Annotated in this window: 21 protein-coding genes; 17 read left to right on the top strand and 4 right to left on the bottom strand. The window is 62.3% G+C overall.

Annotated elements, in window-relative coordinates:
* Positions 1-6 precede the first annotated feature (6 nt).
* Positions 7-1,242, top strand: a complete 1,236-nt coding sequence (gene fmdA / locus BUS06_RS31925; RefSeq protein ID WP_074268300.1) for a formamidase — start codon at positions 7-9, stop codon at positions 1,240-1,242.
* A gap of 82 nt (positions 1,243-1,324) precedes the next feature.
* The gene (locus BUS06_RS31930) at positions 1,325-1,654 is read left to right on the top strand and encodes a zinc ribbon domain-containing protein (RefSeq protein WP_074268301.1); all 330 of its coding nucleotides are present in this window, start codon (positions 1,325-1,327) and stop codon (positions 1,652-1,654) included.
* A 71-nt stretch (positions 1,655-1,725) separates the two neighbouring features.
* Here the strand turns inward: BUS06_RS31930 and icmH are convergent, their stop codons facing one another.
* The 3 genes from icmH to tssJ form a co-directional block, all read right to left on the bottom strand.
* A complete protein-coding gene (icmH, locus tag BUS06_RS31935) occupies positions 1,726-2,505 on the bottom strand; it encodes a type IVB secretion system protein IcmH/DotU (RefSeq protein ID WP_074268302.1) in 780 nt (259 codons plus the stop codon).
* Positions 2,502-3,848, bottom strand: coding sequence for a type VI secretion system baseplate subunit TssK (gene tssK / locus BUS06_RS31940; protein ID WP_074268303.1), 1,347 nt, complete (start codon positions 3,846-3,848; stop codon positions 2,502-2,504). Before tssK ends, icmH begins: the two co-directional genes overlap by 4 nt.
* A gap of 109 nt (positions 3,849-3,957) precedes the next feature.
* On the bottom strand, positions 3,958-4,575 hold the full coding sequence (gene tssJ, locus BUS06_RS31945; RefSeq protein WP_074268304.1) for a type VI secretion system lipoprotein TssJ: 618 nt from the start codon (positions 4,573-4,575) through the stop codon (positions 3,958-3,960).
* Between the two features lie 352 nt (positions 4,576-4,927).
* Here tssJ and BUS06_RS31950 point away from each other — a divergent pair, with 352 nt between their 5' ends.
* From BUS06_RS31950 to BUS06_RS32020, 15 genes are all read left to right on the top strand, one after another.
* Complete coding sequence (locus BUS06_RS31950; RefSeq protein WP_074268305.1) at positions 4,928-5,614, top strand: tetratricopeptide repeat protein; 687 nt, start codon at positions 4,928-4,930, stop codon at positions 5,612-5,614.
* Positions 5,615-5,650: 36 nt separating this feature from the next.
* Positions 5,651-6,196, top strand: a complete 546-nt coding sequence (gene tssB, locus BUS06_RS31955) for a type VI secretion system contractile sheath small subunit (protein WP_074268306.1) — start codon at positions 5,651-5,653, stop codon at positions 6,194-6,196.
* 14 nt (positions 6,197-6,210) lie between these two features.
* Positions 6,211-7,701, top strand: coding sequence for a type VI secretion system contractile sheath large subunit (gene tssC / locus BUS06_RS31960; RefSeq protein ID WP_074268307.1), 1,491 nt, complete (start codon positions 6,211-6,213; stop codon positions 7,699-7,701).
* 72 nt (positions 7,702-7,773) lie between these two features.
* A complete protein-coding gene (locus tag BUS06_RS31965; RefSeq protein ID WP_074268308.1) occupies positions 7,774-8,313 on the top strand; it encodes an Hcp family type VI secretion system effector in 540 nt (179 codons plus the stop codon).
* 70 nt (positions 8,314-8,383) lie between these two features.
* Positions 8,384-8,863 (top strand): type VI secretion system baseplate subunit TssE, encoded by a 480-nt coding sequence (gene tssE / locus BUS06_RS31970; protein WP_074268309.1) that lies wholly within the window; start codon positions 8,384-8,386, stop codon positions 8,861-8,863.
* 65 nt (positions 8,864-8,928) lie between these two features.
* Positions 8,929-10,767: a type VI secretion system baseplate subunit TssF gene (gene tssF, locus BUS06_RS31975; protein WP_074268310.1), complete on the top strand. Its 1,839-nt coding sequence runs from the start codon at positions 8,929-8,931 to the stop codon at positions 10,765-10,767.
* On the top strand, positions 10,731-11,816 hold the full coding sequence (tssG, locus tag BUS06_RS31980; RefSeq protein WP_074268311.1) for a type VI secretion system baseplate subunit TssG: 1,086 nt from the start codon (positions 10,731-10,733) through the stop codon (positions 11,814-11,816). The genes tssF and tssG overlap by 37 nt, the downstream gene beginning before the upstream one ends.
* A gap of 45 nt (positions 11,817-11,861) precedes the next feature.
* Positions 11,862-14,540: a type VI secretion system ATPase TssH gene (tssH, locus tag BUS06_RS31985; protein ID WP_074268312.1), complete on the top strand. Its 2,679-nt coding sequence runs from the start codon at positions 11,862-11,864 to the stop codon at positions 14,538-14,540.
* 91 nt (positions 14,541-14,631) lie between these two features.
* Positions 14,632-15,741, top strand: a complete 1,110-nt coding sequence (gene tssA / locus BUS06_RS31990) for a type VI secretion system protein TssA (protein ID WP_074269414.1) — start codon at positions 14,632-14,634, stop codon at positions 15,739-15,741.
* A 165-nt stretch (positions 15,742-15,906) separates the two neighbouring features.
* Complete coding sequence (locus tag BUS06_RS31995; protein ID WP_074268313.1) at positions 15,907-16,413, top strand: hypothetical protein; 507 nt, start codon at positions 15,907-15,909, stop codon at positions 16,411-16,413.
* Between the two features lie 240 nt (positions 16,414-16,653).
* Positions 16,654-19,050 carry a Tar ligand binding domain-containing protein gene (locus BUS06_RS32000; protein ID WP_074268314.1) on the top strand — a complete coding sequence of 799 codons (2,397 nt, stop codon included), beginning with the start codon at positions 16,654-16,656 and terminating at the stop codon, positions 19,048-19,050.
* Positions 19,051-19,068: 18 nt separating this feature from the next.
* Positions 19,069-19,809 carry a methyl-accepting chemotaxis protein gene (locus BUS06_RS38425; RefSeq protein WP_074268315.1) on the top strand — a complete coding sequence of 247 codons (741 nt, stop codon included), beginning with the start codon at positions 19,069-19,071 and terminating at the stop codon, positions 19,807-19,809.
* A complete protein-coding gene (locus tag BUS06_RS32010; protein ID WP_074268316.1) occupies positions 19,806-20,345 on the top strand; it encodes a hypothetical protein in 540 nt (179 codons plus the stop codon). The genes BUS06_RS38425 and BUS06_RS32010 overlap by 4 nt, the downstream gene beginning before the upstream one ends.
* Before the next feature lie 17 nt (positions 20,346-20,362).
* Positions 20,363-21,319, top strand: coding sequence for a chemotaxis protein CheX (locus BUS06_RS32015; RefSeq protein WP_074268317.1), 957 nt, complete (start codon positions 20,363-20,365; stop codon positions 21,317-21,319).
* A 35-nt stretch (positions 21,320-21,354) separates the two neighbouring features.
* A complete protein-coding gene (locus BUS06_RS32020; protein WP_074268318.1) occupies positions 21,355-21,720 on the top strand; it encodes a response regulator in 366 nt (121 codons plus the stop codon).
* A 120-nt stretch (positions 21,721-21,840) separates the two neighbouring features.
* Here BUS06_RS32020 and BUS06_RS32025 read toward each other — a convergent pair whose 3' ends face one another.
* Positions 21,841-22,749 carry an OmpA family protein gene (locus BUS06_RS32025; RefSeq protein WP_438803572.1) on the bottom strand — a complete coding sequence of 303 codons (909 nt, stop codon included), beginning with the start codon at positions 22,747-22,749 and terminating at the stop codon, positions 21,841-21,843.
* Between the last annotated feature and the right edge of the window lie 36 nt (positions 22,750-22,785).

Here is a 22,785-nt window from a genome sequence, read left to right on the forward strand (position 1 = left end):
TTTGCAATGGCTGAAACGCTAATCAAGGTCGACCTGAACCAGTCGGCCTACGAGAACGAGAACATCCACAACCGCTGGCATCCGGACATTCCGATGGCCTGCTGGGTCAACCCGGGCGATGACTTTATCCTCGAGACCTACGACTGGACCGGCGGCTTCGTCAAGAACAACGACAGCGCCGACGACGTGCGCGACATCGACCTGTCGATCGTGCACTTTCTGAGCGGCCCGGTGGGCGTGAAGGGCGCTGAGCCAGGCGATCTGCTGGTCGTGGATCTGCTGGATATCGGTGCGAAGCAGGAGAGCCAGTGGGGTTTCAACGGCTTTTTTTCGAAGAAAAATGGCGGTGGCTTCCTGACCGATCACTTTCCGCTCGCGCAGAAATCGATCTGGGATTTTCATGGCCTGTACACCAGTTCCAGGCACATCCCGGGCGTGAACTTCGCCGGTCTGATCCATCCGGGGCTGATCGGCTGCCTGCCTGATCCGGCGATGCTCGCGACGTGGAACGAGCGCGAAGCGGCTTTGATCGCCACTGATCCCGAGCGCGTGCCCGGCCTTGCCAATCCGCCGTTCGCCTCGACCGCGCATATGGGGCGGCTTGCCGGCGACGCGCATGCCAAGGCCGCGGCCGAAGGCGCCCGCACGGTGCCGCCACGCGAGCATGGCGGCAACTGCGACATCAAGGACCTGTCGCGCGGCTCCAAGGTGTACTTCCCGGTGTATGTGGATGGCGCCGGCCTCTCGGTGGGCGACCTGCACTTCAGTCAGGGCGACGGAGAAATCACCTTCTGCGGCGCTATCGAAATGGCCGGCTGGGTGCATATGAAGGTCGGGCTGATCAAGGGCGGCATGGCCAAATACGGCATCAAGAACCCGATTTTCAAGCCGAGCCCGATTACTCCGAACTACAACGACTACCTGATCTTCGAAGGCATTTCGGTAGACGAGCAGGGCAAGCAGCATTATCTCGATGTGCATATCGCCTACCGCCAGGCGTGCCTGAACGCGATCGAATACCTGACGAAGTTCGGCTACTCGCGAGCGCAGGCCTATTCGATTCTGGGGACGGCGCCGGTACAGGGGCACATCAGTGGGGTGGTTGATGTGCCTAACGCCTGCGCGACGTTATGGTTGCCGACCCAGATCTTCGACTTCGACATCCGGCCCACGGCGGCGGGTCCGATCCAGCATATTGCTGCGGGTGGGGTGGACTTGCCTTTGTCGCCGGATCTCGTTTGACGCGTAGCGGCCGCAGTGTGCCCGCCAGGTGGTGGGCACCTTGCGGGCAGCACTGATTCACGGAACCTGAGAGGACAACATCATGCCGACTTACGACTACCGTTGCGACCATTGCGGCGCTTTTGCGGCGATTCGCCGGGTTGCGGAGCGCGATACGGCCTGCGCGTGCCCCACTTGCGGCGGCGAGGCGCAGCGCACGCTCAGTCTGCCGGTTTTGTCGCTGATGCAGGCGACCACGCGCACGGCGCACGCGGTCAACGAGCGCGCGGCACATGCGCCGCAACGTTCAGGCGAGTACAAGCATCGCCATGGGCCGGGCTGCGGATGTGGGGCGAAGGCTGCCTCGGGGTCGACGACAGGCAGCGGGCTCAAGGCGAACCCAGTTGGCCGGCCGTGGATGATCAGCCATTGACGACGGTGACGGTAACGGTGGCTTCCGCCGACGGTGATGAGCCGTAAGCGGCGGCGCCGATCAACCCACCGTTACGGCAACGAAATCGTCAGATTGGCCGACTGCGGCCCGAGCTTGATGATCTGCGAGTACGGCGCGAGCGTATGCAGTGTCGAGTCGCGCAGATAGTTGTTCAGCCCGAGATAGGCCAGCAGTCCCACCAGCGCAAACACCGCGCCGATGCTCCACAGCGGCACTTCGCGCTTGAGCCGGTGCGCGACCTGATCCGGCAGCGGCCAGTGCGGCGCGAACGGCGCGCGCTTGCCCTTCAGATGCGCGATCTCATCACCGATCCGCGCGGTCAGATACGCGAGCTTCTCCGGTCCTTCAAGCAGATACTTGCCCTGAAAGCCGAGCAGCAGGCACATATGAAACACTTCCAGCGACTGCAGGCGCGCTGCGCCATGGGCACGACATTCTTCGAGGTAATGGAAGAACTTCTCGCCTGCCAGTTGCTCGCCGAACAGCACGAGCTGCAACGGCCGCCGCTCCCATTCCGTGCGGATCTTGAACGACGACGACAGTACCGATTCGTCGACCGCCGCACAGAAAGCAAACTTCGACGCATACACATCGTCCGCCGAGGCGTTCAGCTTTTTCGCACCGCGCTCGAAATCCGCCAGAAAGTGCTGGATGCGCTGGCTGAACTCGTTGGCGTCGCCAGGTTCACGACCGTTCTTCAACAGGAACAGCATGAAGAAGCCGTCGTACAGCAGATCGAGCAGCGAGCGGACCTGGTAGGTGGGCTCGACGGTGGGGGCGGGCGTGACAGACGGCGTGCTGTCGCCAAACAGGGAGGGCGCGTAGCTCATGATGTGACGGCGATCAGTTCGAGGTTAAGGTCGTTGATTCCTGACGGCGTGTAGATCATCGCCGACTGGGCCTGCAGCATGCGGTCATAGAGCGCGCCGCGCGGTTCGAACGAGAAGTAGCAGGCGCCGGGCCGCACCGGAATGGCGGGCGGCACCTGCGGCGTGTAGACGAGGCGCACGCCGGGCATGGCCGAGAGCACCAGCTTGTCGACGTCGTCCGGTGCGCCGACCTTGAAACGGGCCGGCACTGCTTCGACCAGTTCGACGGTGGGCATGTTCGCCGAGACGGCAATATAGAACATCGTCTTTTCGTCGATCTTGCCCGAGTCGAGCCGGCCCACGTGGAACGACGGCCGCACTTCGTCGAGCGCGATCGCGAAGTAGCGCGTGGAAATCACCGTCTCCAGCAGATCGCGCAGCATCGTATCGAGGCGTGCAAAGCCGGGGCCCGGATCGTCGTGGCGATAGGCGGGCAGATCGGCGAGCGCATAGCCCTTCGAGAACGTCATCAACTGGCCGGCAAGGCGCAGCAGTTCCTGGAACAGCCGTTCCGGATGCAGCGCGGCGTGCTGGTACAGATGGGCAAGCGATGCAAACGCCGCGTTGGCCGTATGCAGCAGCCAGAACGACGCAATATCGCCAGAGCGGAATTCGATGATGTTCTTGGTCGGCTCACGATGGAAGCCATACAGCGCATTCACCTTGGCCTGCAGCGCGTCGATCAGCTGGCGCAGGCGTTGATGCAGGATCGGCGAGGCCTCGATGGCGAGCGAGGGCGGCACGAAGCTGTCGTCGAACTCGAAGCCGGAGGTGGCGGTGCGGCGAACGCGCGCGAGCGGCACCGAAAGCAGCTGATCGCGCGGCTCACTATGAGCGATCAGCTTGACGCTGGTTTTCAGGAACGTGATGTCGGCTTCGGCAGCGTCCGTGAAGTGATCGGCGACCGACGACTGCTCGCTGACATAGCGCGAGACAAATCCCGTGTTGCGATCGGGCGAGTAGTTCGCGCCGGTTTCACGCAGCGGATGCAGCGCCAGATAGAACGTAAACTCGTTGATGCCGTCGGGCAGCGTGTCGAGCGCGATGGGCGGCGGCAGATCGTCGGCCTGCGGTGCGGAGTACAACGCGCCGTCTGGAAACACGAGCGACAGTTCGCTCACGCGCAGCACATTGCTGCCGAGTGCGTCGCGGTCGAACTTCACCGAGCGCACGCCCCAGTTGTAAGGCTGGATGGCCTGAAGCGATTCGAACAGGCGCGCCTCATGATAGGCGTCCTGACGCTGAAAATGCTGAGGCCTCAGAAACAGGCCTTCCCCCCAGAGCACCTTTGCGGAATAACTCATCTCAAACCTGTTATATGCGTCAAGCGGGTTGCATGCCCGATGATAATTGTATCCGGCCCTGCAATTGTTAAATCGTCAAATACGGTTAAATTGCCATTCAAATGCATTTTTAGCCACAACTCACCGAAGACAGCATATTCAGCGATTGAACCGGGAATCCCTGTTCAGGTGGGATCACAGTGCCGTTGGTCACGGTCATTGCACAGTTATGCAGACCGATCATAATGCCAGACTTCTCGGACTTTGCCGGATCGAAGGCGAATTTCCAACGCTGTATTGCCGGGTCGCGGAATAGCGCGACGATACCGAATGCCTGCGCTTCGCGCGAGACTTTCTCGGTTACGGTGTAGTGCTGCCCCGGAATCAGGGTGACTTCTCTCACACTCAGCAAATCGCCGCCCAGCGTGCTTTTTTCCTTGTCGGGATCGGTGAACGCATTGAATGGCGCCTGCTGGAACGAGGTGGGATCTTTCAGTACATAGAGGCGCACCACCAGCGCCAACGGCTTCTGGTCGTTGGCGGCGTTCAGATTCTGCGCGGCGTACAGCGTCAGGCCGAGGTCGCGCGGCGGCTTCTGGGCGTCCGGTACATCGGGCTTGCCGAGGCCGGTCATCTGCAGGGCGGCGGAAGCGGCCGACCCGAGCATCGGCACGGCGGCCGCACAACCCGCAAGAAGTATCGCGCTCATCGCCAGTAACGATGCATAACGAATAAAACGCAAATTCATTTACACCGATCGGTTCTGTGCCGATCGCCCCCGGTCGAATCGCTACTCAGCTAAACCAATCGGGGGAGTGCGCCTGTTCTATGCGTAATGCATTGAATGGCGCTACTACCCCGTCCGAATGGGCGGAAAAACTTTCCGTCCTCGAGAATAACGGGCTTTACGCCCGGAAACTATTTCTTATCCGGTCCTTATGTGATGCTTATGTGATGCGCTCTCGGTTTTTTCGTGCAATGCTTTGTCACACGAAAGTTGAATTATCAAAAATTGACCTGTACTATACCCGCGCACTTGAAGCAAAGCAAAACTCCAGTTTCTCGTTGAATTAAAAAACTCGCACGCCGGTGAAAAAGCGATGAAAGAGCGTCTCTTTGTAAAACTATCAGGGGTGGTGTTGGCATGTGGCGTGATCGCCGGATGTGCAAGCCAGAGCAACAACGTCGCGACCACGCCGGAGGCTTTCAACAAGTCGCTGGCAGACGCCGATACCGTCGCCAAGTCAGGCGACCAGGACAAGGCCATGGCGCTTTACCAGCAATTGGCCAAATCCGATCCGACGCGCGAAGAACCGTGGTCGCGCATGGCGCAGATCCAGTTCACACAGGGACATTACGGTCAGGCCATCGTCGACGCACAGGAAGCCTTGCAGCGCGACCAGACCGACCGTCAGGCGAAGAGCGTGCTGGCTGTGGCAGGCCTGCGCGTCGCCACGCAATCGCTGGGCGAGTTGCGCCAGGATGCGTCGCTCGCAGGCGATGCCAAGACCGATGCCCAGGCGCTCGCCAAGGAACTGCGCGACACGCTGGGCGAAGCCACGTTGTTCCCGCCGGACGACAGCGACAAGCCGGTGGTCAAGAAGAAGTACGTGAGGCGCGTCGCCAAAAAGCCGGAGGCCGCCAGCGGCGGCGCGGCCACCACGGCGGCGGCGCCGGCTGCACCGGCCACGCCGGCGCTGTCTGCTGCGGCGCCTGCAGCACCGGCTGCGCCCGCGAGAGCGGCACAAAGCGGTGGCGCGTCCGACCCGTTCAGCGCGCTTCGCTAATTCACCCGCAAGACCACCTGCTTCAGGGAGCCGACGATGGCGAAGAAAGAAAGTATTCAAAAGCGCTTGCAAAAAGTCCGGCCGCCGCGCGTTCAATTGACTTATGAGGTTGAGCGTGGCGATGCAATCGAGATCAAGGAGCTGCCCTTCGTCGTCGGCGTGGTTGCCGATCTGGCGGGGCAATCCGAAGTCGAGCAACCCAAGTTGCGCGATCGCAAGTTCGTCAATATCGACCGCGACAATTTTGACGATGTGATGAAAGGCATCGAGCCGCGTGCGGCATTTCAGGTGGAAAACCGCCTTAGCGAGGCCGGCGGACGCTTTGCGGTGGACCTGCGGTTCCGTTCGATGGCCGACTTCAGCCCGGACGAAGTGGTCTCGCAGATCGAGCCGCTGCGCCGTCTGCTCGACGCACGTTCGAAGCTGGCCGACCTGCGCAACAAGCTCGCGGGCAACGACAAGCTCGAAGACCTGCTGAGCGAGGTGCTGTCGAACACGCAGCAACTGCAGGCCCTCGCAAAAAGCCAGGGCGAAGCAGAAGAGCACGGCGATGCGCCGGGTAAAGACCAGCAGGGCGAATAAGTACGGGGTGTGAGATGAACCAGCAAACGGCAGCAGCCCAACTCGCCAGCGCGCGCGACGGCGCTGAGACCTCGCTGCTCGACCAGATCGTCGAGAAGAGCAAGGTGGCGAAGTCCGATTCGGAACACGCGCGTGCGAAAGACCTGATCGGCGAACTCGTGCACCAGGTGCTCGACGGCACGGTGATCGTGTCGGACAACCTCTCGGCCACCATCGACGCCCGCGTGGCGGAGCTCGACCGGCTGATCTCCGCGCAACTGAGCGCGGTGATGCATGCACCCGAGTTTCAGCGCCTCGAAGGCACGTGGCGCGGTCTCGACTATCTGTGCAAGGAAAGCAACACCGGCTCGACGGTCAAGATCAAGGCGCTGCATGCTCCCAAGCGCGATCTGGTGCGCGACTTCAAGAATGCGATTGAATTCGACCAGAGCGCGCTTTTCAAGAAGGTCTACGAAGAAGAGTTCGGCACCTTCGGCGGCGCGCCGTTCGGCACGATCATCGGTGACTTCGAAGTGACGCGTCAGCCGGAAGACGTGTACTTCATCGAGCAGATGGCGCACGTCGCCGCGGCCGCGCACGCACCGTTTATCGCATCGGCCTCGCCGGAACTGCTGGGTCTCGAATCGTTTGCCGACCTCGGCAAGCCGCGCGATCTCGGCAAGGTGTTCGACACGGTCGAATATGCCAAGTGGAAGTCGTTCCGCGATTCGGAAGACTCACGTTATGTCGGTCTGACGCTGCCGCGCTTTCTGGGCCGCCTGCCGTTCAATCCGAAAGATGGCGCGACCGCTGAAGGCTTCAACTTCGTCGAAGACGTGGACGGCACCGATCACAGCAAGTATCTGTGGTGTAACGCGGCGTGGGCTTTCGCTGCACGCCTGACGGCCGCATTCGACGACTTCGGCTGGTGCGCAGCGATTCGCGGCGTGGAAGGCGGCGGTCTGGTCGAAGACCTGCCCACCCATACCTTCAAGACCGACGACGGTGAAGTGGCACTGAAGTGCCCGACCGAAATCGCGATTACCGACCGTCGCGAAAAGGAACTGAGCGATCTGGGCTTCATTCCGCTCGTGCACTGCAAGAACTCGGATTACGCCGCGTTCTTTGCTGCCCAGTCGGTGCAGAAAGCCAAGAAGTACAGCACCGATAGCGCCAACGCGAACGCCGTGCTGTCCGCGCAGCTGCAGTACATCTTCTCGGTATCGCGCGTGGCGCACTACCTGAAGGCGATGATGCGCGACAAGATCGGCAGTTTCGCCTCGGCACAGAACGTCGAAGTATTCCTGAACCGTTGGATCTCGCAGTACGTCTTGCTCGACGACAACGCGACTCAGGAGCAGAAAGCGCAGTTTCCGCTGCGTGAGGCATCCATACAGGTCTCGGAGATTCCTGGCAAACCCGGTTCGTATCGTTCGGTCGCGTTCCTGCGCCCGCACTTCCAGCTGGATGAGCTTTCGATCTCTTTGCGGCTTGTGGCTGACCTGCCGAAGCCGGCAAATTCATAAATGAAGTCAACATGCCCGGGCTGGCCGCCCGGGTTGACTGTAAAAACCACCTCTTTGGGGAATCGATGAGTTATGAAGGACATCTATTTAAAATTCGGCAATCCTGCGATCAAGGGCGAATCTGCCGATAAGGACCATCAGGGCTGGATCGAGATCGACTCCTGGAGTCACTCCATCACGCAACCGCGTTCGGCAACGGCCTCTACCGCTGGCGGCCATACGGCCGAGCGCTGCGAGCACGGCGATATGGTCTTCACGAAAGATATCGACGTGGTCAGCCCGCTGATCTATCAACACGCATCGGGCGGTACGACGTTCGACGAAGTGACGGTCGACTTCATGCGTTCGGATGGCGAAGGCAACCGGATCAAGTATCTGGAAGTCAAGCTCAAGTACGTGATCATCTCGAGCGTGGCGCCGGCTGTCGGTTCGCCGACCGCGACGACGGGTACGAGCGACGCACCGGGCGTGTCGTTGCCGAACGAGCAGTTCACCCTGAAATACGCTGCGGTGCAGTGGAAGTACACCCAGCAGAAGATCGGCGGCAACCAGGGCGGCAACGCGCAAGGCGCGTGGAGCCTGACGAAGAACGACAAGACGTACGCAGTCTGATGGGCGGTGCGGCGTCCGTACTTGACCTGCGGGCGCCACACTGCGTTTTGCACCGCTTCTTCGGCAGCTGATGAAACGATTCGAACCGAGTTTCCTCGACAAGCTGTTCGACGACGAACCGCATTTGCCGGCTTCCCCGGCGATGCGGCAATTGTCGCTGGACGAGCTGAAGGCGACTGTCGCACGTGACGTCGAGGCCATCCTGAACACCCGGATCGCCTTGACCGAACACGAGCTGGCGGCGCTGCCCGAGTGTCAGAAATCGGTCTTGACGTACGGTCTGAACGACTTCGCGGGCCTGAGTCTCGCGAGTCACTACGACCGGACGTTCATCTGCAAATCGATTCAGCAGGCCATTGCGCGGCACGAGCCGCGACTGAAGCAGGTGGCAGTCACGCTAGAACTGAACGAACAATCGACCAACGCGCTGTATTTTGCCATTCAGGCGTTACTGGTCGTACATCCGGCAGAAGAACCGGTGAGTTTTGATGCGATGCTGCAGCCTTCGACGTTGCAGTATTCCGTATCGCGCGCACGCGCGAAGCTTTAATACCGCATGCTGGCTGCCGTTACGCGCAACGGCAGCGCGGGTGTATCAGGTCCGGGGACAGGTTGATGGAAGAATTGCTGCCATATTACGAGCGCGAACTGGCATTCCTGCGGCGCTACTCGAACGATTTCGCAGATCGTTACCCGAAGATCGCCGCGCGCCTCGCGATGTCCGGCGAGCACTGCGAAGACCCACACGTCGAGCGGATGATCGAATCGTTCGCGCTGCTGGGCGCCCGCATCAACAAGAAGCTCGACGACGACTACCCCGAATTCACCGAAGCACTGCTCGAAGTGCTTTATCCGCACTATCTGCGGCCGTTTCCCTCGTGTTCGATAGCCCAGTTGGGCACCTCCGCTGCACTCAGCAATCTGACCGAACCGGTCACGATCGAGCGGGGCACCGAACTCAAATCGCGCACGATCCGCGGCGTACAGTGCCGCTTTCGCACCGCTTACGATGTGACGCTGGCGCCGATCCGCATCTCGGAGGCGAAGTACACGTCCATCGCGATGGCGCCGAGCGCGACTGTGTTGCCGGCCAACGCGTCGGCGATCGTCTCGATCACGCTAGAGTCGACCGCGCCGCAGCTGGATCTCGGTGCGCTGAAGCTGTCCACGCTGCGCGCGCATCTGCATGGTGAGCAATCGTTTATCGCGGGTCTGACCGACTGCCTGTTCGTCAATGCAATGGCCACATATGTCGAGGCTGACCGCCGCGGCGTGTGGACCGCGATGCGCACCTCGCCGCTCGCACAAGCCGGCTTCGACGAAGAAGATGCGCTGATCGACTACCCCGCCAAGTCGCATCCGGCGTACCGGTTGCTGACCGAGTACTTTGCGTTTCCCGACAAATTCAATTTCGTCGATTTCGATCTGGCGGCAATGACGCGCGCGAGCGGCCGCTGCAGCCGTCTGACGCTGCACGTCGTGCTGAAAGATGTGCGCAGCGACTCGCATGTCGCGCGGCTGCTCGAGACGCTCTCGACGCAGCACTTCCGCCTGTTCTGCACGCCGGTCGTCAACCTGTTCAAGCAGCACGGCGAACCGATCCGTCTGACTCATCAGTCGATCTCGTATCCGGTGATCGCCGAAGCGCGCCGGGCGTTTGCCTACGAGGTGTATTCAATCGATTCGGTGAAGCTGGTCCGGCAGCAGGCGAACCAGGAATCGGTGATCGAATTCCGGCCGTTCTACTCGCTGCATCACGGCGAGCGGCAACGCGCCGGGCATTACTGGTTCGCGCGCCGCAACGACTGGGTGGCGGAGAAAAGCCCGGGCTACGAAACCGAGATCTCGATCGTCGATATCGATTTCGAACCGGCCGAGGCGCAAACCGATACGCTGAGTATCGAGCTGACCTGCACCAATCGCGATCTGCCGGCCGGACTGGCGATGGGCATCGAAGGTGGCGACCTGTTTCTCGAGGGCGGTTCGTTGACCGGCAACATTTCGATGCTGCGCCGTCCCACGCCGAGCGTGCGCTTCGAGCGTGGCCGTGCCGCGCACTGGCGGCTGATCTCGCACCTGGCGCTCAATCACGTCTCGCTGGCGAGCAATGGCCTCTCTGCGCTCAAGGAAATGCTGGTGCTGTACGACATGCGGCGCACGGCGGTGTCGGCGCGGCATATCGACGGACTGGTCGGCATCGAGCAGCGCGCGGCCGTGCAATGGCTGCCGGGCAAGCCGTTCGCTACCTTCGTGCGCGGCATGGAAATTCGCCTGACCATCGACGAGGACCATTTTGTGGGCACGAGCCTCGCGTCGTTCGTGCGTGTGATCGACACGTTTTTTGGGCTGTACGTGCATCTGAACAGCTTTGTGCAACTGGTCGTCGTGTCGAAGCGCACTGGCGAGGAGATTCTGCGATGCAAACCCCGCAGCGGCGAATCGATCCTGGCGTAATCGAGCAACTGCTCGACGAACCGCATCGCTTCCAGTTTTTTCAGGCAGTGCGGATTCTCGAGAAGTGGTTTGCCAGGGAGAACTCAACACGGCCCGGCGAGATCGTGGCGCAGCGTCTGGCGTTTCGCAATACGCTTTCGCTGGGCTTTCCGCCGAGCGAGATTCACAGCGCGCAGTCCTATGACGATGAAGGCACGGCGCTGAAGGACAAGCCGCAGCGTACCGCCGCCGTCGAAGACGGCAAGCTTGGCCGAGTCGATATCACGCCGGCGTTTTTCGGGCTGCTTGGCGGGCAGGGGGCATTGCCGCTGCACTATACCGAGCAGATCATTGCGCGCGAGCAACTCAGGCGCGACCGTGCGGCGCGCGAGTTCTTCGATGTCTTTTCGAATCGGGCCACCGCGCTGTTCTACTCGGCATGGAAGAAATACCGGCTGCCGTTTCATTACGAACTGGACCGCGACGAGCGCTATCTGCCGTTGCTGCTGGCGCTTGCCGGTGTCGCCGATGCAGAGAGCCGCGGCACCCTGCAGGAGGGCGACGGTGCGCTGTTCGACGAGGCGATTGCAGGCTATGCGCTTGCGGCGCGGCATCGGCCGGTGTCGGCGGCGTACTTGCAGCGGACGTTGTCCGAATACTTTCAGGTACCGGTGCGCGTCGATCAGTTTGTCGGCAAATGGTACGACGTGCCGCCGGATCAATTGACGGTGCTGGGCAGCGTCAACGCGACGCTCGGCGCTACCGCGCTGGCAGGCGAACGGGTCTGGCAGCGCGACATGCGTGCGCGGTTGGTGATCGGCCCGCTCGCAAAAAAAGACTATGAAGCCTTCCTGCCGGGCGCCGAACGCGCCATCGCACTGGAACGGATGCTGACGCTGCTGGCCGGCGTGACGCTTGAATACGAGGTCTCGCTGGTGTTGCGGCGCGCCGAGGTCGGCTCGATTCAGCTGGGCCACGGTGGACGGCTCGGCTGGGACGCGTTTCTCTGCACACACGACGCCGACCGCGACCGCTCCGACGCCCGCTATGAATTGCACGTCATCCACTGAACATCGCAACGCGCCACGCTATCAACAGAACCTGGACCGCACGACATGAGCACGCCCCTCAAGACGCTGATCGCGAAACTGAATCCGACCTGCCGCCAGGCCACTGAGCGGGCGGCGAGCAATTGCCTGTCGCGCGGTCACTACGAGGTGGACCTCGAGCATCTGTTTCTGGCCTTGCTCGACGAGCCGGCGAGCGATGCGACGCTGGTGCTGCGCGCAAGCCGTATCGACGCGCATGCGTTGCGCGCCGATCTCGAACGCGAGTTGCAGCGCCTGAAGACGGGCAACGCGCGCACGCCGGTGTTTTCCGTGCATCTGATCGCGCTGTTCGAGCAGGCGTGGCTGCTGGCCTCGCTTGATGCGCAGATCGGCCGGATCCGCTCCGGGCATCTGCTGCTCGCGCTGCTGAGCGCACCGGATCTCGCGCAGTTTGCGCAGCGTATGTCGCCGTTGTTCCGCGACGTGCGCGTGACCGATCTCAAGCATAAGTTCGATGAACTGACGGTCGGCTCGTGCGAGGCAGAGCGCAATCCTGCGGCGTCCGACGATGCCGATGGCGATGACCGCGATGCCAGCCTGCAACCGGCACGAAGCGGTGGCCCTTCAAAGACGCCCGCGCTCGACACTTATACGACCAACCTGACGCAACGCGCCCGCGATGGCCATATCGATCCGGTGATCGGCCGTGAAGCCGAAATTCGCCAGACGATCGACATTCTGATGCGCCGCCGCCAGAACAATCCGATCATGACGGGTGAAGCGGGGGTTGGCAAAACCGCCGTGGTGGAAGGCCTCGCATTGCGTATTGCCGCTGACGACGTGCCCGCGCCGCTGAAAGGCGTCGCGCTGCACGTGCTGGACATGGGGCTGCTGCAGGCCGGCGCGAGCGTCAAAGGTGAATTCGAAAATCGCCTGAAAAACGTGATCGACGAGGTCAAGAAAAGCGCGCATCCGATCATCCTCTTTATCGACGAAGCGCATACGATCATCGGCGCGGGCGGTCAGGCCGGACAGAACGATGCGGCGAACCTGCTGAAGCCGGCGCTCGCACGCGGCGAACTGCGCACGATTGCGGCCACCACGTGGAGCGAGTACAAAAAGTACTTCGAGAAAGATGCGGCATTGGCAAGGCGCTTCCAGGTCGTGAAGATCGAGGAGCCGAACGAGACACTTGCGGCGTCCATGCTGCGCGGCATGGCGGGTTTGATGGAAAAGCACTTCAACGTGCGCGTGCTCGACGATGCGATTACCGAAGCGGTGCGCCTGTCGCATCGCTATATCAGCGGCCGTCAGTTGCCGGACAAGGCGATCAGTGTGCTCGATACGGCCTGCGCGAAAGTCGCCCTGGCGCATAGCTCGACACCTGCAACGATCGACGACACGAAAAAGCGGATCGAGAGAATCGATGCGGAAGTGAACGCGCTCGAACGGGAAGTCGCGAGCGGCGCGGTGCACGACGAGCGTCTTTTGGAACTGCGCAGCCTGCGGGAAGCGGACGTAACCGCGCTGGCCGCCGGTGAAGCGCGCTACGACAAGGAGCGCGCGCTGGTGTCGGAGATCGGCGAACTGCGGGCGCAAATCGATGCAACACGCGGCGGTAGCGCCGACGCGGAGCAGGCCGGGAAAGCCGCGAGTGCGCGTGAGACGCTCGCAGCGCGCGTGAGTGAGCTGCACGCGCTGCAAGCTGGCCAGCCGATGGTACCGCTGCAGGTCGACGGCCACGTTGTTGCGGAGATCGTCGCGTCGTGGACCGGCATTCCGTTGGGACGCATGGTCAAGGACGAGATTCAAACCGTGCTGAACCTGCAACCGCTGCTGGGCGCTCGCGTGATCGGCCAGGACCACGCGCTGGAAGCGATCGCCCAGCGCGTGCGGACCGCCAGCGCGAACCTCGAAGATCCGAACAAGCCGCGCGGCGTGTTCATGTTCGTCGGCCCATCGGGTGTCGGCAAGACGGAAACGGCGCTGGCGCTGGCCGACATCCTGTATGGCGGCGAACGCAAGATGGTCACGATCAACATGAGCGAGTATCAGGAGGCGCATAGCGTCTCTGGTCTCAAAGGCTCGCCGCCGGGTTACGTCGGGTATGGCGAAGGCGGTGTGCTAACCGAAGCGGTGCGTCGCAATCCCTATTCGGTGGTGCTTCTCGACGAAGTGGAAAAGGCCCACCCGGACGTGCTCGAAATGTTCTTCCAGGTGTTCGACAAAGGCACGATGGATGACGCGGAAGGCCGCGAGATCGACTTCCGCAATACTCTCATCATTCTCACCTCGAACGTCGGTTCGCAGGCGGTGATGCAGGCGTGTCTGAACAAGAGCGCGGAAGAACTGCCGGGCGCCGATGAACTCGCCGAGACGTTGCGCCCGCAACTGTACAAAGCGTTCAAGCCGGCTTTTCTCGGCCGCATGAAAGTGGTGCCGTACTATCCGATCTCCGATGACGTGCTCGTGGAGATCATCGAACTGAAGCTCGAGCGGATTCGCCGGCGCATCGAAGCGAATCACAAGGCGACCTTCGAGTGGGACGAGTCGCTGGTGGATGCCGTATTGGCGCGCTGTACCGAAGTCGATTCCGGCGCGCGCAATGTGGACCACATCCTGAACGGCACGTTGTTGCCCGAAGTGGCGCAGCAGGTGCTCGAGCGGATCGCGGACGGCACGTCGCTTGAGCGCATTGCGGTGCGGGCGAGCGAGGCCGGTGAATTCGAATATACGGTTGCCTGAAGCCTGCGCGCGCGTGTCGGTGTTGTCGCACTGGTCTTCCTGTTTTAACGCCTGAACCTAGGCACTTACGTTACGGCTTTCTGTCATGCTCATGCCCGCTAACATCACCACGCTGCTGGAACCGGTCAGCGAAACTTCGCCCTGCGGTGACGACCTGTTGTTCTCAGCCGATTTCGACGCGATCCAGAACGCGCGCCGCTTCGACGACCCCTCGCTCGATCAGGGCGAGTGGGTGACGGAGATCAAGGAAGCGAACTGGCCGTTTGTCGTCGAGCGCAGCACGAGCCTGCTGAAGACGCAGACCAAAGATTTACGGCTGGCGGTGTGGCTCACCGAGGGCCTGGCGCTCGAGGAAGGCATCACCGGCCTGACCGACGGCTACCGGCTGATTACGGGGTTGTCCGAGCGTTATTGGGATCACCTGCATCCGCTGCCCGAAGGGGACGATACCGAATACCGCCTCGGCAACGTGGCGTGGCTGGTGGGCCGCACGGCTGAGCTACTGCGCGCGATGCCGCTGACCGCGGCACCGGCGGATCTCTACAGCACGGTTGATTGGGAGGTGGCGACCCACGTCGCTCAGGCGGTCAAGCGCGATCCGGATCACGCTGACGATATCGCCCGGGGCAAACCGTCCGTCGAGCAGATCGAGGCATCGAAGCGGGCCACGCCGGTGCCGTTCTACGCCGGGCTGCTGGCCGATCTGGCGGCCTTTGAAGCGGCCATGCTGGCGCTCGAGCAGGAGCTGGACCGCCGCGCAGGCGATTCCGCGCCGAGCTTTCGTCAGGCGAAAGACGCGTATGAAGGGGTGTACCGGCTCGCCGAGCGCTTTGCGCGTGAAGTGGGTGTGACGGCCGAGAGCGCGGCCAAAGCGCAGAAACCGGAGACCGTCGAGCGTGCCGAGCCCAGTTTCAAGACCGCAACGCAACGGGAGGAACCCGTGTTGACGACCGTATCGACGAACTCGCAAGCGAGCATCGCTGGGATTCAGAATCGCGCGCAGGCCGTCGCGCAGTTGCGGGCGGTGGCGCGGTTTTTCCGGAGCACCGAGCCGCATAGCCCGGCTGCGTATCTGGCGGACAAGGCGGCGGAGTGGGCGGAGATGCCGTTGCATCAATGGCTGTCCACGGTGGTCAAGGACGACGGGTCGCTGGCGCATATCCGTGAACTGCTGGGCGTGAAGCCCGAAGAAGGCAAGTGAGTTTTCCGGCGGGCTGCCTGTGAAAGGCGGTGAAAGGGTAGCCCGTCGCATCCTCCAGATCCCCAACCTAAAGAAATCGCCTCGGCTTGCCGATATATGAGCTAGCCGGGGGAGCGTCGCTTTCCTGATGCCTTACGGCGTAGAAAGAAACTGGAAAGAGGCGCGATGACATCTGCAACTGCTGCATCGAAGGGCCGGGCGTGGCCTGAGCGCATTTTTGTGCGGTTCAAGGTGGCCGTGCTGCTCGGAGTCCTGACTGGATGCAGCGATGGCATTTCACAGTCGGACGTGCAATTCGTCGTAGCCGGGATGCCGGCCCAGTTCCAGTCGCTGCGCATGTACCACACCGTGCCTGACGACGCAGCACCTCTCGGCAGCTCGGCTGCTCACGCTGCTGTGCGGCTGCTGCAGGGTTGCGAAGCGATTCTCCGTTTGCCCGGTGGCGAAAAGCGCGAGGCGGTCACTCTCGGCAGCGACACCGCGGCCTCCTTCGATCTCGACGCCGTCCGCACCGCCGACGGATGGAGCGTGACCTCCGATGGTCTTTCCCCGCCAAGCGACAACCCCGTCGCATTTCGGACCCAGTTCACGAACTGCGTGAGTGCGATCCAGGACAAGTATCGGGCTGAACCGGATAAGGCGCCATTTTCGGCGTCGATGGTATTCAAGTAGTCGAGCACCGCAGATGGTTTTAAGTAGTTAAGTAGTGCAGATGATGTTTCTTAGGGGTGCAGGCGACGGCTTTGAGCTTTACCTCTTCGCCAGGCCCTAAAGCTTCGCGAAGCGAAGCCGATATCGTGGCAATGGACAACGAAAATTCCGGCAGAGAACCGTCCATAGGCGTATCACATCACCACTACGGGAGGAGAGCGTGTGCTGTTTCGCATGATGCGAGGTTGCGCGCGTAATGCTATGTTCAAACGCTTAACGATACAGAATGGGCTCACGCTCACGATCGCGGGCTATACGCTCGCGTTGATCGCCACGATGCTGGTCGCCGTGCTCGGTCTCAAGCAGAGCAACGATGCGCTTAAGCAGACATATGCGACCGATACGGTAGCGATCACCCATCTGAAGACGAGTTCCGAGCTGATGCTGCAGGTGCAGCTGGCGCTCGGCAACTACGAGACACTGTTTTCGATGGGTCGCGCAAGCGACGACCTGCTGGTAAAGGCGCGCGCCGTGCTCAAGGCGAGCGACGACAACTGGGCGGCGTACCTTGCAAAGCCGCGTAACGCTGAAGAGTCGCGCGCCGCCGATGCGGTGCAGGCAGCCCGCGCGGCCCTCATCAAGCAGGCACTTGAGCCCGAGTTCCAGCAACTCTCGCAAAACGACTATTACAAATTCCACACGACCCGCGGCGAGGCCGACCCGCTCAACGCCCGCTACGCGCAGGCGATGAACGCGCTCGAAGCGTTGCAGGTGGATCACCAGCAGGCGCGCTTCGAACAGGCGCAGGCGCAGTTTCATCGCCTGATGGTCGGTGCGGCGCTGATCGCACTCGCTGCGCTCGGCATTGGCCTGCTTGCCCGCGCCGTGCTGGCCTCAGTAATTGGACGCCCGCTCACCCGCATGCAATCGATGATGAGCGAGATCGCATCGAATCAGGACTTCACCCGCCGCGTTCCGGTGGGACGGATGGACGAGATCGGGCGCTCGATCGTCGCGTTCAACGAGATGATCGAGAAGATCCAGCAAAGCTCCGCGCTGCTCAAGCAGAAAACCGCGGACATCCAGGCGATGCTGCAGAACATTCAGCAGGGGATGTTGACCGTCGTCGGCGGCGCGCTGGTGCACGCCGAATACTCGGCCTACCTTGAGGCGATCTTCGAGACGAAGGACATCGCCGGGCGTCCGGTCATGGATCTGGTGTTCGACAACACTGATCTGAACTCCGATGTGCGCTCGCAGGTCGACGCCACGATTCAGGCCTGCATCGGCGAGGACGCGATCAACTTCACCTTCAACCAGCACCTGCTTGTGAACGAGGTCGCGAAGACGATGGCCGACGGCCGCGTGAAGACGCTCGACCTGAGCTGGTCGGCGATCACCGACGAGAACGACACCGTCATGCGTCTCATGCTGTGCGTGCGCGACGTGACCGAGCTGCGCCAGCTTGCCGCCGAGACGGGCGAGCAGAAGCGCCGGCTCGAGATGATTGGCGAGATTCTCGCGGTCAACGAGGAGAAGTTCCATAACTTCGTCGACAGCGCGACGGGCTTCGTCAACGAAAACGAGCGGATCATCCGCCAGCACACGCAGGCCGACAGCGAGGCGCTCGCCGAACTGTTCCGCAACGTGCACACGATCAAGGGCAACGCCCGAACCTACAGCCTGCAGCACCTGACGAGCATCGTGCACGAAACCGAGCGGCGCTACGACGCGCTGCGCCGCAACGATGTCAGCGAAGAGTGGAATCAGGAAGTGCTGATCGCGGACCTCGAGCGCGTGAAGGAAGCGATCGAGCGTTACAGGACGATCAACGATGTGAGCCTGGGCCGCAAGGACGGTGGACGTCGCGGCAGCGCCGAGCACTATCTGATGGTGGACCAGGGGCATATCCAGGAGAGCCTGCGCATTCTGGAGGCCGCCGACCCGGTCGACGTTCGCAGCCTGCAGACGATGCGCGATTCGGTGCACCGCAGCTTGCGCATCCTCGGCACCGAAACGATCGAGGACACGCTCTCGGGCGTGCTCGAATCGCTGCCGTCGCTTGCACGTGAACTCGGCAAGGAGCCGCCCATCGTACGTATCGACGACGATGGCTACCGCGTGAACAGGCAGGTGAGCAGCACGCTGAAGAACGTCTTCATGCACCTGATGCGCAACTCGGTCGATCACGGCATCGAGACTGCAGCCGCCCGCGCCGAGCAGGGCAAACCTGCGGCCGGCACGATCGTCATCGAAGCCGGCGTCGCCCGGGGCGCGCTGCAGATCACCATGAGCGACGACGGCCGCGGCCTCGCGCTCGGGCGGATTCGGGGCATCGCGAGCGCACGCGGCTGGCTCGACGACGACGCGCAACTGAGCGACGAGCTGGTCGCCGATTTCATCTTTCATCCGGGCTTCTCGACCGCTGAACGGATCACGGAAGTGTCCGGGCGCGGTGTCGGCATGGACGCAGTACGGGATTTCCTGAAGCGCGAGAACGGCAGCATCGAGCTGCGCTTCACGGACGACCGGCGCGGCGCCGACTATCGCCTGTTCGAGATCGTGGTCTGCCTGCCCGAGCGCTGCGCCGTGCACGGCGCAGGTGCGACGGACAGGAAAGAAGAGAAGCCGTTGCAGATCGACGCGTTGTCCGCTTGAACGACTTGGAGAAGGGCAGTGGTCGAACGATATGGAATCCTGATTGCCGGATTGGCGCTCGGCCTGCTGGCTGCGCTCGCGGTAGCGGTCGCATGGCGCGAGCGGCGCCGCGGTGCGCAGGCGCTCGCGCAACTGCGCGCTGAAGCCGAGGCGCACCACACGGCCGCACTCGCGCAAGCCGACGCTCGGCATCAGGAGCGGGCCGAACAGGAAAAGCGTGAGTACGAGTCGCTGGTTGCGGGGCTGCGCGATGACCTCGCCCAGCGGTCGGCGAGCGAGGACGATGCACGCGCGGCGCGCGCCGCCGTGCTCCAGTTCAAGGAGGAATGGGGGCGGCAGGCCGCATCTATCGCAGGCGAAGCGATTCGGCTCAGGGAACTCGCCGTGACGTTCGAGCGCTGGCACGAGCAGATGATCTCGCTGATGGAGCAGAACCAGGAGATGCACAGCAAGAATCAGGAGCTGTCGTCGATCGTCGCGCACGTGCTGATCGTCTCGCTGAACGCGTCGATCGAGGCGGCGCGTGCAGGCGCTGCCGGACGCGGCTTCTCGGTCGTCGCGAGCGAGGTGCGCACGCTCGCGTCGCGCTCGCAGGATCTGTCGAAGAGCTATCGGGACAGCCTGCATCGCAACGACCTGATCACGACCGCGACGTTCCAGGACATTCAGGCAGGCGGCAAGATGATCGTCGCGTCCCTCGGCAGCGTCGCGGCGCTCGCGAACCAGCTTCAGACCCAGCTCGAGCAGGCGGCGACGTGATTACCGAGCAAGCGAAAGACAGCATCGAGCGGATCTTCCGCCAGGCCGCGCGTCTGCGCCTGATGGTCGGCGCAGGCGACGCGTGCGACATCGTGCACGGGACGCCGCATGACGGCGCGGTGGACGGCGAGCTCATCGTGCTGACGATTTCATCGATTTCTTTCAGGCTCCTGCTGGTCCTGCATTTCGACAACGACGACGCGACGCGCGACTACTACCTCGGCAGTGGCGAGGCGACGCTCGAGGAAAGGCTGCTCGAAATCTGCAACCTGTGCTGTGGCGCAATGAACCAGCAGCTCGTCGGCTATTTTCCGGATCTCGGGATGTCGACGCCGTACGTGCTGAGCGGTCACTGCGTGTCGTATCTGGATCAGTTGAAGCCTGATTTCCTGGTGTCGTATCGCGTGACGGTCAACGGCGCCGTGCAACTCGGCGCGACGGTGTGCGTGTGCGCCGACGCGCCGCTCGACTTCGTCGCGACCGTCGCCGAGGTCACGGAACTTGCCGAGAGCGTCGGCGAGCTCGAACTTTTTTGATGTGTGAGGAAGGCAGCATGGACATGAACAAGCCGGTCAGCAAGGTACTCGTGCTCGACGACTGCCCGGCGCATACGGAAGCGATCAAGCGCTTCTGCGACGAGAACAACCTGGTTGGTTTGACGGTAAGGACGCATCGCCTGTCGGCGGTGCTGCGCTCGAACATCGATCTTGGCGCGATCCTGCTCGCGGAGAACTACGGTGGATCGCCCGCTGAGTGCGCGGCAATCGCGACGCGCATCGATGCGCTGCGCCCGGAATTGCCGATCATCCTGCGCCGCGACGAGCACGCGACGCTCGACGATCTGCCGCACGCGTTGCGCGAAGTCGTGTGCGCCGCGTACGTCGCGAGCGATATGGCGCCGCTGCGCCTCGCGATCGACGAGTACCTGTTCGTTCTGGATTATCCGAACGCGCTCGTGCGCGGCATTACCGAGATCACCGAGTTCAAACTGGCGAACCTGTTCCGCGATCTGACGGTGACATGGGACACCCCGTGCCTCGTGCGCGACCAGATCATCTACGGCGAGGTGTTCAGCCTGATCGCGCTTGAGAGCGACTGGTGCCGCGGCTACATGATGGTCCAGACCGACGAGCAGCCACTGCTCGAACTGCTCGGCCGCAAACAGACGAGCGATAGCGTTCCGGATTTTCGCGATCTCAACAGCGTGCTGGGGGAGCTGACGAACCTGATCTGGGGCGCGTTCAAGGACCGTTATCTCGGCAACGCGCAGGCCGCGCGCAGCCAGGTCCAGGTGCCGCTCATCATCAATCACAAACAGCGCTACATCTCGTTCGGCACGACCAACCCGCAACTGTGCTTCAAGTACCACGTGGTTGACGAGGCGTCGGGCCGCTCTGTCGTGTTCGATCAGCGTTTCATTTTCAACCTGAGCTGGTCGCCGGAAGATTTCGAGGAGGGCGCCGACGATGTCGACGCGCTCGTTGCGGCTGGCGAGCTGGATCTGTTTTGACAAATTGTCTGTCAACGATTTAAGAGGGAAACATCATGGCAAAAATTCTGGTGGTGGACGATTCGAGCACCGTGCGCGACGAAGTGGCGGGCTTCCTGAGAAAGAATGGCCTCGACGTGGACACGGCTGTCGACGGTAAGGACGGCCTCGCGAAGCTGCGCACGAGCCCGGGAACCCGGCTCGTGATCAGCGACGTGAACATGCCGAACATGGACGGCCTGACGATGGTCGAGAAGATCCGCGGCGAACTCGCGAATCAGACCGTCAACGTGATCATGCTGACGACGGAAAGCAGCCCGGCGATGAAGGAGCGTGGCAAGGCAGCGGGCGTGAAGGGTTGGATCGTCAAGCCGTTCAAGGGCGAAGTGGTTCTCGAGACGTTCCGTAAGCTCGCGGGCTGAGCGGTCTGTCGAGTTTCTTTATCGCCAGTGCGTCAGGCGCCCGCTCATGGAGCGGGCTGAAATACTACGACTGTCTGGACGAGGCGGGGTCAGTGGGGGATAGCGGGGCGTGCCGCGGCATTACGCACCGCCGCCGCCCAACCCTGCCCGGAACTCGATGCGCCGGTTTCTCGCCCGTCCATCGTTCGTATCATTGGAAGCAATCGGCTGATCCGGTCCAACGCCGGTGGTGGACAACTGCTGCGGCGCGATTCCCTTCGACACGAGATACCCCTTGACCGCGTCTGCGCGTGCCTGGCTCAAGGCGATATTCGACGTCCGGTTCCCCGCGTTATCCGTGTGCCCAATGATATCCACGGTGTTATTGGTCATCTTCGCCAGCACCGCGGCCATCTGATCGAGAATGGCCTTGCCTTGCGGCGTGAGCGTCGCGCTGCCGGTTTCGAACTCGATGGTCCGGTTAGCCAGCGTCTGGTCGAGCAGCCCTTGCTGCGAAGCGCTCACGCGCAGGCCGTTCTTGATGGTGTAAGTCGGGTTCAGCGAATTCGCCATATCGCTCGCCAATTGCTGACGTTGCGATTCGTTGCTCACTTCGCCCTTCACATCCACCTGCGTGCCGTCGATCTTCAACTGGCCCTTGCTGATCTGCTTCAACTGCGGCCCGATCAGCTTTTGCACATTGGCGGTCCAGTTGGGCGGCGTAGCGACATCGCCCACTTCGATCTGATCGACCACGTTGGCCGCGCCGTAGGTGTCGCGCAGGCGCTGCAACACGGCCGCCTTGGTGGCTTCGTCCGGCACCTTGCCACCCACCACCACCTGACCCGGCGTGGCGTTGGCAGGCGCGGGCATCTGACGGACCGCACCGGTACCTGCACCCGTGCTCGTCCCGCCCGCGCCAGGTGCCGCGCCGCCGGCCGAGGACTGCGCCGGCAGGACTGTCGTACGGATCTGGGTGCCGCTGTTATCGACCGGTGTCACGCTCGCCGGCCCCGAGCTATCGGCAAAGGCCCCTGCGCTGCTGAACATTCCGCCGAGCAGCGCTGCCAGTACAGCAGCAACGGG

The sequence above is a fragment of the Paraburkholderia phenazinium genome, from assembly GCF_900141745.1.
GTDB classification, from domain to species: Bacteria; Pseudomonadota; Gammaproteobacteria; order Burkholderiales; family Burkholderiaceae; genus Paraburkholderia; species Paraburkholderia phenazinium_B.

Coding starts and splice junctions, on each gene's coding strand:
- tssC (WP_074268307.1), top strand. CDS start 6,211: ATGAACCAGCAAACGGCAGCAGCCCAACTCGCCAGCGCGCGCGACGGC.
- BUS06_RS32000 (WP_074268314.1), top strand. CDS start 16,654: ATGTTCAAACGCTTAACGATACAGAATGGGCTCACGCTCACGATCGCG.
- BUS06_RS32025 (WP_438803572.1), bottom strand. CDS start 22,749: ATGTTCAGCAGCGCAGGGGCCTTTGCCGATAGCTCGGGGCCGGCGAGC.
- tssB (WP_074268306.1), top strand. CDS start 5,651: ATGGCGAAGAAAGAAAGTATTCAAAAGCGCTTGCAAAAAGTCCGGCCG.
- BUS06_RS31930 (WP_074268301.1), top strand. CDS start 1,325: ATGCCGACTTACGACTACCGTTGCGACCATTGCGGCGCTTTTGCGGCG.
- icmH (WP_074268302.1), bottom strand. CDS start 2,505: ATGAGCTACGCGCCCTCCCTGTTTGGCGACAGCACGCCGTCTGTCACG.
- BUS06_RS31965 (WP_074268308.1), top strand. CDS start 7,774: ATGAAGGACATCTATTTAAAATTCGGCAATCCTGCGATCAAGGGCGAA.
- tssG (WP_074268311.1), top strand. CDS start 10,731: ATGCAAACCCCGCAGCGGCGAATCGATCCTGGCGTAATCGAGCAACTG.
- tssJ (WP_074268304.1), bottom strand. CDS start 4,575: ATGAATTTGCGTTTTATTCGTTATGCATCGTTACTGGCGATGAGCGCG.
- tssE (WP_074268309.1), top strand. CDS start 8,384: ATGAAACGATTCGAACCGAGTTTCCTCGACAAGCTGTTCGACGACGAA.
- tssF (WP_074268310.1), top strand. CDS start 8,929: ATGGAAGAATTGCTGCCATATTACGAGCGCGAACTGGCATTCCTGCGG.
- tssK (WP_074268303.1), bottom strand. CDS start 3,848: ATGAGTTATTCCGCAAAGGTGCTCTGGGGGGAAGGCCTGTTTCTGAGG.
- BUS06_RS31950 (WP_074268305.1), top strand. CDS start 4,928: ATGAAAGAGCGTCTCTTTGTAAAACTATCAGGGGTGGTGTTGGCATGT.
- fmdA (WP_074268300.1), top strand. CDS start 7: ATGGCTGAAACGCTAATCAAGGTCGACCTGAACCAGTCGGCCTACGAG.
- BUS06_RS32015 (WP_074268317.1), top strand. CDS start 20,363: ATGGACATGAACAAGCCGGTCAGCAAGGTACTCGTGCTCGACGACTGC.
- BUS06_RS32020 (WP_074268318.1), top strand. CDS start 21,355: ATGGCAAAAATTCTGGTGGTGGACGATTCGAGCACCGTGCGCGACGAA.
- tssA (WP_074269414.1), top strand. CDS start 14,632: ATGCCCGCTAACATCACCACGCTGCTGGAACCGGTCAGCGAAACTTCG.
- tssH (WP_074268312.1), top strand. CDS start 11,862: ATGAGCACGCCCCTCAAGACGCTGATCGCGAAACTGAATCCGACCTGC.
- BUS06_RS31995 (WP_074268313.1), top strand. CDS start 15,907: ATGACATCTGCAACTGCTGCATCGAAGGGCCGGGCGTGGCCTGAGCGC.